This window comes from Aureimonas flava (assembly GCF_003583935.1).
Lineage (GTDB): Bacteria > Pseudomonadota > Alphaproteobacteria > Rhizobiales > Rhizobiaceae > Aureimonas > Aureimonas flava.
In genome coordinates, this window is record NZ_QYRN01000003.1 from 86141 (window position 1) to 97904 (window position 11764).

An 11764-nucleotide genomic window follows, 5' to 3' on the forward strand; every position below is an offset into this window, starting at 1 on the left:
TCCGGAGGAGCCGCCGGCCTCAGCGCTTGAGGTTGACCAGCACGTCCATGATTTCCGAGCCGGTCTGGAAGACCTTGGAGTTGGCGGTGTAGGATCGCTGGCTCTCGATCATGGTGGTGAGTTCGGAGGCGAGATCGACGGTGGAGCTTTCCAGCGCGCCCGACACGAGCTTGCCGAAACCGTCGGACCCGCCGAAGCCCATCAGCACACTGCCGGACTCGAGGCTCGGCGCGAAGGCGTTGCCCGACAGCACGGTCATGTTGTCGGCGGCCTCCACGCGCGCCAGCGGGATCTTGTAGAGATCGCGGTAGGTGCCGGAGGTGAAGGTGGCGCGGACCGTGCCGTCCTCGCCGACGCTGATCGTGTCGATCACCTCGGCGGGGTTGCCGTTGACCGTCGCCTTGAGGGGCTGGTTGTCGCCGAAGAGCTGGGTCGTGGCGCTGATGTCGAGCTTGAAGGCGCTCGAGCCGCCGATGCTCGCGTCGGACAGGTCGATGCTGAGGTACTTGTTGTCGACGCCGGTGATGCCGCTGGCGCCGGTGATCGTCTTCAGCGAGTAGCCGTTGTCCGGGTCGAATTCGAGGGTCGCCGAGCCGATCGCCGCGCCCGTCGTCACCGGATCGGTGACCGGAACCGCGCTGTAGGGGAAGGGCCGGTTGGCGCCGGTCGACTGGCCGCGACCGTCGAAGACCGCGACCTCCCACGTGTTCTCGCCCGTCTTGGTGTAGTAGAAGTCCAGCGACACGGGCTCGCCGGAATTGGTGTAGACGGTGATCGACTTGGAGATCGTCTTGCTCTCCTCCGGCACCGCGTCGGGGTTGGCGGAGGGGAGGCTGGCGGCGTCCTGCGCCACGAAGTTCTTGTTGAGCGGGATGGTCAGCGTGCCCTCGGTGGTCGGGTTGGCGCTGAGCAGGGAGGCGCTGAGATTGACCTTCTCCAGGCCCGCGAAACCGTTCAGCACGTAGTCGGTGCCGGTGGCGCTCACGGGATAGCCTTTCAGGGCGTAGCCGGCGGCGTTCACCAGCGTGCCGTCGGGCTGGCGCGTGAAGGAGCCGGCGCGCGTCAGCACGGTGCCGCCGTTGCCGTCGTCCACGGCCAGGAAACCGGCACCCGAGATCGCCAGGTCCAGCTTATCGGAATTCACCGAGTTCGCCGTGTAGGTGAGGCCACCCTGCTCGCTGATGAGCGTGCGGACATTGGCTTCGACGGCGCCGGAGTTGTAGATGCCCTTGCCGTTGGCCAGCATCTGCGAGGTGAACTCCGTCGTCGCCTGCTTGTAGCCGGTGGTGTTGGAGTTCGCGATGTTCTCCGAAACGGCGCTGAGGCGGGTCGCCTGCGCATTCATGCCGGACACGCTCGTGCGCATCAGTCCGCCGATACTCATACTGCCAGCCTCATCCGTTACCTGGGGTTACGATCACACTAGTGGGAGTGCCTTGCGCGAAGCTGCTGTCACATATAATTTAAATAACGCAGGATTAACCATTTCTTCATAAATCATAAGGCCCGGCATCTTCATGCCGGGCCTTACAAGTATTTCCAGGATGAATGCTTGAAGCGTCGCGTGCGAAGTCAGACGCCGATGCCGTAGCCGAGGTAACGCTTGGAGGAAACGGGATCGTAGCCGAGGCGCATCTTCAGCTTCTTGCGCAGCTTCGAGATGTGGCTCTCGATCACGTTCTCCTCGACGTTCTCGTCGAAGATGCCGTAGATCGCGCTGAAGAGCTGCTGCTTGGAAACGCGGCGCCCCTTGTTGGCGACCAGATATTCGAGGATGCGGCGCTCGCGGCGGGGGAGAACCATCGGCTGGCCGGCGACTTCCGCGTCGCGCCCGTCGGCGAACACGCAGATCTCGTCCACCACGGTCTTGGCGCGGTCGACGGCGACCTCGCGGCGGCGGATGGCGCCGACGCGGGCCAGGATCTCCTTCACGTGGACCGGCTTGGCGACGACATCGTCGATGCCGGCGGCGAAGAGGTCGAGCGTGGAGTTGAGCGCCTTGGCCTCGGCCAGCGCGATCATCGGGGCGGTGGAGCGGCTGCGCACGAGGCGGGTGAAGGCGCCGCGCTCGGGAAAGTCGCCGAGCAGGAAGGCCTCGACGGCCGACAGGTCGTTGTCGGACGCGGTCTCGACCCAGTCGCGGAACTCGTCCACGCCGAAGCCGGCGGAGGAGACACCTTCCGTCCCGAAGAGGGACTTGTAGCCGTTCGTGACCAGCTCGCGATTGTCCACAACTACGATCATCTGTCCCCGCCGCGTGACTTGCGTTTCGTTAGGAAACAAATAACCAATCCGAGCCGAATCGGACCATCCCCAAAAATAACTATAGGGTTAACGGCGGGTTACCGATCGAACAGGTTTTCGACTTTTTATCAATCGGTTAACCAACACGCTTCCGATCTCGCCTTAACGCTCTCAGCTCGATTTTCAACCTATAGGCGATTTCTGACGCCAGGCTTGCAACCGTTCGAGGTGACGGCGAGATCCGTCCGTTTCCGTGGCGGACGGACGTGCGAGGGGCACCGCCGAGCGCTTGGCCCGGCGGCGCCCCGGTGTCGGCATCACAGGTAGGTGGAACCCGAGCGCGACGTCGCCGACGCGGTGTCGTCCGCGCTGCGGGACGGCGCCTGGCGACGTGACGGCTGCTCCTGCGAGCCGCCGGACTGTTCGCGCGTCTGCGAACGCCCGTCGCCTTGCTGGCCGCCGGCGGCATCGCGCTGCTGCGAACCGGCGGCGTTGCCGTCGGCGGTTCGGATCTGGCCGCTGTCGCGGGTGACCACGGAGATGGCCGCATCGTCCAGCGAGAAGCCCGCATGCTCGAGGAGCTTGCGCAGGGAGGCCTGATCGTCGAGGAGCATCGAGGCGGTGTCGCTGCGGCTCGCGGCGAGCTCCAGCGTCAGGCGCCCCTCGTTGAGGCGCAGGGACACGTCCACGGTTCCCAGGTGCTCGGGATGCAACTGAATGGTCAGGGTCTTGAGCGCGCCGCCGCCGGCGCGCATGCGCAGATGAGCGTCGCTCGTGGTCGAAGCCGCCGGGGCCGAAGCCTGTCCCGGATCGCCCAGCGCCTCCATGATCGGTCCGGCCACCTGGCCCGCCAGGTTGTAGGGCGATGCGGCGGAAATCGTTCCCGAGCCGGCCACCGCGTCCGCCCCCTTGGCGGCGCTGCGGCGCGCGGCCAGTTCCGCGAGCGCCGACTGCGAGGCCGCCGAGCCGTCGCGGCCCGTCTCGCCGCCCGAGCGGTCACCGCCGGCCCGTCCGAGACGGGCGAGCGCCTCGTCGAAGCGCATCGGCGGAAGCCCGTCGTCCTGGGATGCCGTCGATGCACTCCCCTCGCCCGCCATGACGGCGGCGGCAGTCGCCGACTTGAGCTTCGCTCCGTCCGCCAGCTTCGCCGCCACGGCGTCCGCGCCGGATGCGGTCTTCGTGACATCGGCCTGCCCCGCCGCGTCCGCCGACGCAGCGCCTGCCCCTTCCACCAGAACCATTCCGTCCTGGCGCGGCTCGAAATGCGTTTCCATGCGCAGGACGTCGAGCTTCATGGAGCCCTTGCCCTTGCCGTTCGGCGTTTCCGACGCGTCGATCGGACCGGGGTCCGGTTCGGCCGTCGCCGGCACGCCGCTCTGCTCCTTTGCCTCCTCGGCGGCGGGCGCACCGCCCTTCGGCTGGGCCGCCTTCTGCGCGGTCAGGGAAGCAAGCGCGCCCAGGAGGGATTGCATCGGAGCCGCCTCGGAGCCGGCCTCGCCCGACGCCTCGGCTTCATCTCCGGCGGCGCTCGCGTTGTCCGACCCCTCGTCCTTCGCCTCCGTCGCGGCGGCGGAACCGGCATCCGTCGTCGCCTTCCCGGCCCTGTCGTTGGAATTGGCCGACCGCCGGCCTTCGGCGTCCCGCACCGCCCGTCCGAAGGCGTCGCCCATCGCGCCGCGCTCGGCGTCCGCGTTGGCGGACGGTCGCGCGGGGCCGTCCTTGTCGAGCGGAGCAAGCGACAGATCGATCTTCATGGGTCGGATTTCTTCATTTCATGGGATGCGGCATCGAGGGCGGCGCGCGCCCGCGACAGGATGGTGGACGTCTCCGGCGGGTCCGGCGGCACGTTGCTCGCTTCCGACAGGAGGGCCGGCTTGACCATCGAATCGAGGACCGAATAGGCGGCGTCGAGCAGCTTTGCGTCCTCCGCGTGGAGGAGATCGCGATCGATCCCGTCGAGGGCCGCACGCGAGGCGTCCTGCCCGTCCACACCCAGGGAGGACGCGGCGTGATAGAGGACGGCGCGCGCCAGGTCGCCGGGTTGCAGCTCCCCGAGCTCGACCGCGCGGTCGGAGGCGATGGCGGCGAAGCGGAGGTTGCCGGACACGAGCGAACGGCGGGCGGCCGCCAGATAGAGCCGCTGCCGCCGGTCCACGGGCAGCGCGTCGACCACCGCGTCCATCGTCAGGAGCGCGGCGTGCGCATCGGGCATCGCGCGCCCGACGACCATGGCGACGTAGCGCGTCTCGAAATTGGAGACGTAGCTGGAATCGTGGAACGCGTCGAAGTAGCGGCGCGCGAGCCGGTCACCGCCCTGGTGGTCGCCGCTCTCGTCCACCAGCGGGACGCCGAGCCGAAGCGCCGCCTCCTCGATCAGCGTGCCGGGCGCGAGGAGCCGAGCGCGCGTGAGGTTCTCGATCGCCTCGGCGGGCTGGTCGAACTGGTGGATCTGGCCGAGCGCGAGGCTGACCTGCGCCGCCAGAACCGGCTCCAGCGCGTCCACGGACACGGCTTCGAGCTTCTTCGCGGCGGCCGGAAGGTCGTTGCGGACATAGGCGAGCGCGCCCTCGAACAGCGGCTTCTCGCCTTCCGGCAGCCGGTTCTCGCGCAGCAGCGCCTGGATCACGTCGGGCGTGCCGCCGCTGAAGGTGAAGAGAACCACGGCGCGCGTGTTGCGCGGATCGCTCCAGACCTCGGGCGCCGCTTCCAGGAAGGTGGCGCCGAAGCGCCGCAGCAGGAGCGCCTGGACGCGGATCGCGCGCACGTTGCCCCGCGCCACCTGATCCTGGAGGAACTGCACGGAGCGCATAACGTCGAAGGGCATCGGCGAGCGGCTCTGCGACCACTGCGTGTCGCGCCCCTCGGCTAGCGCCGCCGGCGGTTCCTCGCGCGCGGCTCCGCCCTCGCCTTCCGGCTCGGGCGCCGGTGCGGCGGCGTCGGTCGTCTCGGCTCCGTGCTCCGCGGCGGCGGGCGCGGGCGCGGCGGGCGCCTCCATGCCGCGCGCCGGCAGCATGGACACGCCGATCAGCAACGTGCCGAGCAGGAGCCGCAGGGAGTTCCTCACGCCTTGGGTTCTTTCAACAGGATCTCGATGCGCCGGTTGCTGGCGGCCTCGGGATCGGACGCGTTGCTGGGCTGACGGTCGGCCACCCCCTCGATCGCCTCGACGCGCTTGTCGTCGAGACCGCCACGCCGGAGCATGTAGTAGGCCATGTGGGCACGGTCGGTGGACAGCCGCCAGTTGTCGGTCTGCCCGCCGCCCGAATAGGGGCGCGCATCCGTATGGCCGCGGATCACGATGTCGCCCGGACGATCCTTCAGGATGGCGGCGATCTTCTCCATCAGCCGGATCGCATCGGCCGTGGGCCGGGCCGAACCGATCTGGAACATGCCGGTGTCGAGCGTGTCGGCCAGCGAGATGGTCACCGTGCCCGAGCCCGCGTCGCCGCTCTTGACCTGGACGTCGGCGACGTCCTTGGCCGGGACGCTGGCGTCGATCTGCTTCTGGAGCTCCGCCGCGTCGTTCTGCTCGTCGGTGGCGGGCGCGCCGGGCGCCGCGGCGACCTGGACCGGCGCTGGCGCGGGCGTCGGCTGGACCGCCACGGTGGCAAAATCGTCGGGCGAGACATCCACCTGCTTGCCCGCCACGGTGTTGGGCGTGAGCTGCCAGGACGTCGGATCGAACGGATCGCGGTAGGCGTCGCCTCCGTTGAGGCCGGGCAGGCCGGTACCGTCCGGCTTGCCGGTGTCCTTGCCGGTTTGGCCGGCCGCCTCGTTCTCGGCCACGATCTCGGCGAGCACCGCATAGGGATCGCGGAACAGGGCCTGGTCCTCGCCGCCCTTGGCGTCGCCGCCGACGGGCTTGCCGCCGGGCGTGCCGGGCGTGTCGCCGCTGGAGGTCGCCTGCCCCGCCGTCGAGGCGGCGGCGGTCGGATCCTGGCTGACGCCCGAGGTCGGGGGCAGCGGGTTGTTCAACTCGATCGGGTTGAAGTACTGCGCGATCTGGGCCTTGGTCGCATCGTCCGAGACGCTGGTCAGCCACATCACCAGGAAGAAGGCCATCATGGCCGTCATGAAGTCGGCGAACGCGATCTTCCAGGCGCCGCCATGGTGCCCGTCCTCGCCTTCGCCGCTCCGACGGACGATGATGATCTCGTGCCTTTCGGCGTCGGCTGCACTCACGAAAGCGCCTCCTCGACGGCCTTGAGCCAGGCCGCGAGACGGGTCTCGATCACGGTCTGGTTGGCGTCGATGCGCACGTCGGTATGCGTCTCGTCGGCGTCGAACGAGACGTGGCGCGCGTGGTCGCCGAGCTTGCCCTCGAGCGAATCCAGAAGATCGGGCGGCCCGGAGGCGGCGATCTTCACGGTGGAACCGTCGAAGGCGATGGTCTTCACCGCGCCCGCGAGCTCGTCCACCGTCATGCGCTTGCGGGCGTCCAGCACCAGGGGGCGCAGCAGCGAGCTCAGCGTCGACTTCAGCGCGTCCTCGAACACCGCCATCTGCAGGATCACGAGGTCCGCGAGCCGGTCGCCCTCGGTCTCGACCCATTGCCGGCGCGCTTCCGCGAGCGCCCCGTCGTGGTCGGCGGCCAGGGTCTGGCGCAGGCTCTCGATCCGCTCGGCGGAGGCGCGCTCGAGGTCCTGGCGCACGGAGGCCTCGGCCTCCGCGGCGCCGTCATGGTGGGCCTGGGCGAGCGCGATCTCATGGGCACGCAGCAGCGTCTCACGCTCGCGGGCCCAGGCCTGCCGCTCCGCCTCGAGCTCGCGCAGGGGAACGCGGGGCTCGGCGACTGGGCGCGGCTGGGGCGCGGCGACGCCGGCGGCCTGCAGGGCTTTGGCGGGCATCGCCGTGGGGCGCAGCGCGGCACCGGGCTGCGCGGCCTTGACGGCCGGGCGAGGCGCCGGGGCGGCGGGCGTCGAGAGGCGCGGCAGGCCGGCCTCGAAGGCGCGGGGGGCGGCCGCCGCCCGGCGCGGGGCCTGCGGGCGCAGCGGAACGAACTCGTCCTCGGTTTCGTCCGACAGGAATTGCGCGAGAGGGATCATGGCTTAGGCCGCCTCTTTCTGGTGAATCCACTGCTTGAGGATGGCCGCCGCTTGGGCTTCGTCGAAATCGACGAGCTTCTCGAGGCGGACCTTGGGCGAGTTGGCACGGTTGCGGGTGAGTTCGTCGAGAAGGTCGTCGCCGGCGGGCGGCTCGCCGTAGCCGAGCGAGGCCACGAGGTCGGCGCCGAAGCCGGGAGGCGTGCCCAGCGGGCCGAGGTCGCCCCCGTCCAGCATCGGGTTCTGGAGTTCGATCGGCGTGTCGCCGGCCAGCAGGCCGTCGTCGGCGTTGTCGTTGGCGGCCGGCGCGGAGATGGCGCGGATCGCCGGCTTCAGGCCGAACCAGATGACGAGCACGGCGACCACGAGGATGGTCAGGGCGTTGACCACGGTCCCGGACTGCTTCAGCAGCATCTCGCCGTAGCCGGGCGACGGGACGGGCTGCAGGTCCTGGCCGTTGGACACGAAGTCGACGGCGGTGACCTCGAGCTGGTCGCCGCGGCTGTCGGTGATGCCGGCGGCGGACGCGACAAGGGTCTTCACCTCGGCGAGCGCGGCGTCGATCTGCTCCTGGGTCGGGTTCTCGCCGAGCGTGGCGACCAGGCGGGCGCGGTTGACCACCACGGCGATCGACAGGCGGCGCACGTCGTAGCCGTCCGACACGGTCTGGGTCGTGGTCTCATTGATCTCGTAGTTGGTCAGCTCCTCGCGACGCTCGTTGGCCTCGGAAGAGGACTTGCCGGCCGGCGTCGCCTGGGGCGCGGCCTGCGGCACGTTCTGCGCGGCCGTGGTCGCGTTGTCGTTGGCGGCCGAGTCGGTCGACTGGCCCGTCTCGCGCACGGTGCGCGTCGAACGCTCCACCCGGCCGTCGGGGTCGAACTTGCGCGAGGAGATCTGGCGGCGGTCCGTGTCGAGCCGTGCGATCACGCTGGACTGGAAGTTGCCGACGCCAAGATAGGGGGCCAGCGTGCGGCGGATCGAGTCCTGGATCGAGGAGGACACGATGCCCTCCATCCCGAGCTGTTTGGTGGAGGTGGCGTTGGAGGCGTCGTCGCCGGAGGCGAGAAGGGTGCCGTCAGTATTCAGCACCGTGACCTGGTCGACCTGCATGCCGGGAATGGCGCTCGCCACGAGGTGGCGGATCGCCTGCGCGTTCGCGAAGTCCTCCGTGTTGTCGGTGCGGATCACGACGCTGGCGGAAGGCTTCTGGCTTTCGCGACGGAACGAGCCCGCTTCGGGAAGCACGATGTGGACGCGGGCCGCGCGCACGTCCTTCAGCGTCTGGATGGTGCGTGCGAGCTCGCCTTCCAGCGCGCGCACGCGGGTCACTTCCTGCATGAAGGTGGTGAGGCCCATCGAGCCCATCGAATCGAAGAGCTCGTAGCCGGCATTCTCCGAACGCGGCAGGCCCTTCTCGGCGAGCAGCATGCGCGCGTTCGCGGTCTGGGGGAAGTTGGTGGAGACGGTGTCGCCCGCCGCGTTGACGTCGAACGGGATGCCCGCCTCGGTCAGCGCCGCGCCGATCCGCGTCACGTCCTGCCGGTCGAGGCCCGAGTAGAGCGTCTCCATCGTCGGCTTGGACAGGTAGAACGCGGCGAGGCTCACCAGCGCGATGGCGACCACGCCGATCAACGCGAGCGCGCCCAGCTTGCGGCCGCCCAGCGACTGAAGGTTGGACAGGAGTTTTTGGGCCTCGGCCCGAGCGACCATCGCCATTCGTTCGCCTGCGGAATGCGGGAAGTGATGGCCGCAATGTGGCCGCACAAGCTTGCGCGGGCGTGATGACCTTACCGAATGATGAAGAATGCAGGACCGGTAGTTCTGGCCAGAATCGGAAACCCTCCGGCACGGGGAGCACCGGAGGGTCGCTTCGTAAGCCGCCAGCGAATGGCGCGACGGGGAGACGCGTTGCGTCGCCGTGGCTTACTGGAAGAGGCGCAGGATGTTCTGCGAGGACGAGTTTCCGATCGAAAGGGCTTGGTAGGCGAGCGCCTGCTGGGTCTGGAGGGCCGTGATCTTCGCGTTCTCTTCGGTCAGGTCGGCATCCACCAACTGGCTCACGGCATCGGAGCGGATCGAGGAAAGAGCCTTCATGAAGTCCTGCTGGATACCGAGCGACGACGAGAAGGAGGAAAGCGACGCCTGGTACTGGGTCACGGCGTTGAGGGCCGTGGTCACCGCGGCGCTGTAGGTCGCGGCCGTTGCCGCATCCGTCGCATCGGCCGTCCCTACGTAGTCCGTCAGTTCGCCTGTCCCGGCAGCAGCGTAGAGATCCTTGGTCGTTGCGGACACGGTGTTGGCGGTGGTTCCGTCAGCCTTGTAGCCGAGCGTGACGCTGACGCCATTCGCGTCGGTCAGCCAGTTCTTACCCTTCAGGCTGGCGCTGTCGACCGTGGCTTTGATTTGTGCGTTGATCGCGTCGATCTTACCCATCAGAGCCGTGTAATCGGACGATGCATTCGTGCCGCTGTCCGCGAGAGTCTTCGCCTCGTTGAGGAGCTTGGCGACGGTATCCAAGGCAGTGACGGCAGTATCCACCTGAGATTTCGTCACCGAGATCGCCGAAGAGAGGGCGTCCTGCTGCGACTGCTGGGACTGGATAGCCTGCGCGATCGACCAAACACTGGAATTGTCGGACGCCGAATTGACCTTCTTGCCGGTTCCGATGCGCAGCTGGGTCGTGGCGAGGTCGCTGTTGATCTGGCGGATGCTGGCGAGAACGGCGGCGTTGGCGGAGGTGTTGATCGAAACCATTGTATTTTCCCCGTTTTATCTTTGAAGCTTTCTTCGAGCCGTTGCTCTCTGCTTCGAAGACAAAACTACCGGGGAACTCGGAATACCTGCTGTATTTGATCCGTAAAATTGAATATATCACCCAGAACCGACTTACAGTGGCGAGGTATAGATTACACACCGTCAGTCTTCGAGCTGGAATTCGATTCAAGTTTTAGGCATCGGCCGCCAAGCCCAGGAATCTTCGGGATGTGCCCGTCCACGAACGCGAAAGGCCCCCGAACCCGAAGGTTCGGAGGCCTTAGAAGGCACGCGCGGCGAAGGAGCTTGCGCCGGCCCGGCTACATGAAGGAGCGCACCAGGCTTCCCGTCAGCATGTTCCAGCCGTCGATCAGCACGAAGAACAGGATCTTGAAGGGAAGCGAGATGATGGTCGGAGGCAGCATCATCATGCCCATGGACATGGTGAGTGTCGCGACGATCAGGTCGATCACCAGGAACGGCAGGACGATCAGGAAGCCGATCTCGAAACCGCGACGCAGCTCGGAGATCATGAAGGCGGGCACCAGGATGCGGAAGTCGACCGTGTCGTCGTTGGAGCCCTGCTCCACCACGGGCAGCCGGTCACGGATGGAGGCCTCGTTGATGTTGTTGAACAGGGCGAGGTCCTCCTCGCGCACCTGGTCCAGCATGAATTCGCGGAACGGCTCCGCGATCCGCGGTAGCGCCTCCTCTTCCGTGATCTCGCCGCGCATCAGCGGTTGGAGCCCGTCGCGCCAGGACTGGTCGAAGGTCGGCATCATCACGAAGAAGGTGATGAAGAGCGACAGGGAGATCAGGATGAGGTTGGCCGGCGTGGTCTGGAGGCCGAGCCCGGTGCGCAGGATCGACAGCGCGATCACCACGCGCGTGAACGCCGTGACCATCACCAGGAGGCCCGGCGCGACCGACAGCACGGTGACGATGCCGAAGAGCTGGACGATGCGGCCCGAGACGGCGGCGTCGCCGGCGGGGATCAGCGAGGCGAGACCGCTCGCCGCATTGGCGACCGCATCCTGCGCCAGCGCCGGCACGGCGCTGGCGGCCAGCACCGCCAGAAGGAGGAAGAGCCGCTTCACTTGACGATCAACGAGCGCACGATGACGTCGTCGACGGCGGTGGAGCGCATCCTCGCCCGCTCCAGGAGGTCCTCCTTGAGATGGAGAAGGCCCCGCGAGCCCTCGATCTGGGCGAGTTCCAGCGTGCGCAGGAAGACCAGCGTGTCGGCCTGGACCTGCGCGGCCAGAAGGGTCTGGTCGACGCTCTCGTCGTCCGAGAGCGACAGGATGAGCCCGGCCTCGAGACGGACCTGCGTGCCCGGAGGCGACGCGAGGTTGGTGAGGATCGGCTCGAGCGGCTGCACGACCTCCTTGGTACCGAGCGGTGCGACGGCCAGCGCGGGATCGACGGCCGAGGCCTGCGCGGCGTCGGCGGCGGGCGGTGCCTCCGCGACAGGCGGATCCTTCTTGAGCAGGAAGCCGAGGCCCGCGCCCCCGGCCAGCGCGATCACGGTCAGCCCGACCAGCGCGCCGACGGTCTGCGCCTTGCTGCTCTTCTTGGGAGGCGCGGAGCCCTCGGACATGAAAGCCAGGGCTTCGGGGCTGAGCTCGGTCATTCGGCGCTCCGGCGGCGGGAAATGGGGCAGCCGGGCGCGGTCTGGGCGGGATCGTCCCGCCGGGCACCGCAGCCCGGCAAGGAAGTGTTAA

General features: G+C 68.1%; 10 protein-coding genes. All 10 read right to left on the reverse strand.

Translation table 11 applies throughout. From position 1 onward, the window contains the following. Positions 1-19 precede the first annotated feature (19 nt). The gene (locus tag D3218_RS06045) at positions 20-1384 is read right to left on the reverse strand and encodes a flagellar hook protein FlgE (protein WP_119539023.1); all 1365 of its coding nucleotides are present in this window, start codon (positions 1382-1384) and stop codon (positions 20-22) included. Between the two features lie 188 nt (positions 1385-1572). Next, entirely contained in the window at positions 1573-2244 is a 672-nt protein-coding gene (locus D3218_RS06050; RefSeq protein ID WP_119539024.1) for a response regulator transcription factor, read from the reverse strand. A 317-nt stretch (positions 2245-2561) separates the two neighbouring features. Continuing rightward, a complete protein-coding gene (locus D3218_RS06055) occupies positions 2562-3998 on the reverse strand; it encodes a flagellar hook-length control protein FliK (protein ID WP_119539025.1) in 1437 nt (478 codons plus the stop codon). After that, a complete protein-coding gene (locus D3218_RS06060; RefSeq protein WP_119539026.1) occupies positions 3995-5308 on the reverse strand; it encodes a hypothetical protein in 1314 nt (437 codons plus the stop codon). Before D3218_RS06060 ends, D3218_RS06055 begins: the two co-directional genes overlap by 4 nt. After that, positions 5305-6426 carry a flagellar motor protein MotB gene (locus tag D3218_RS06065; RefSeq protein ID WP_280959958.1) on the reverse strand — a complete coding sequence of 374 codons (1122 nt, stop codon included), beginning with the start codon at positions 6424-6426 and terminating at the stop codon, positions 5305-5307. Before D3218_RS06065 ends, D3218_RS06060 begins: the two co-directional genes overlap by 4 nt. Next, complete coding sequence (locus D3218_RS20055; RefSeq protein ID WP_245414937.1) at positions 6423-7289, reverse strand: hypothetical protein; 867 nt, start codon at positions 7287-7289, stop codon at positions 6423-6425. Before D3218_RS20055 ends, D3218_RS06065 begins: the two co-directional genes overlap by 4 nt. A gap of 3 nt (positions 7290-7292) precedes the next feature. Continuing rightward, positions 7293-9002: a flagellar basal-body MS-ring/collar protein FliF gene (fliF, locus tag D3218_RS06070; RefSeq protein ID WP_245414938.1), complete on the reverse strand. Its 1710-nt coding sequence runs from the start codon at positions 9000-9002 to the stop codon at positions 7293-7295. Positions 9003-9209: 207 nt separating this feature from the next. Then, the gene (locus tag D3218_RS06075) at positions 9210-10040 is read right to left on the reverse strand and encodes a flagellin N-terminal helical domain-containing protein (RefSeq protein ID WP_119539028.1); all 831 of its coding nucleotides are present in this window, start codon (positions 10038-10040) and stop codon (positions 9210-9212) included. 320 nt (positions 10041-10360) lie between these two features. After that, the gene (fliP, locus tag D3218_RS06080; protein WP_425359291.1) at positions 10361-11137 is read right to left on the reverse strand and encodes a flagellar type III secretion system pore protein FliP; all 777 of its coding nucleotides are present in this window, start codon (positions 11135-11137) and stop codon (positions 10361-10363) included. After that, entirely contained in the window at positions 11134-11673 is a 540-nt protein-coding gene (locus tag D3218_RS06085) for a flagellar basal body-associated FliL family protein (RefSeq protein ID WP_119539029.1), read from the reverse strand. The genes fliP and D3218_RS06085 overlap by 4 nt, the downstream gene beginning before the upstream one ends. Between the last annotated feature and the right edge of the window lie 91 nt (positions 11674-11764).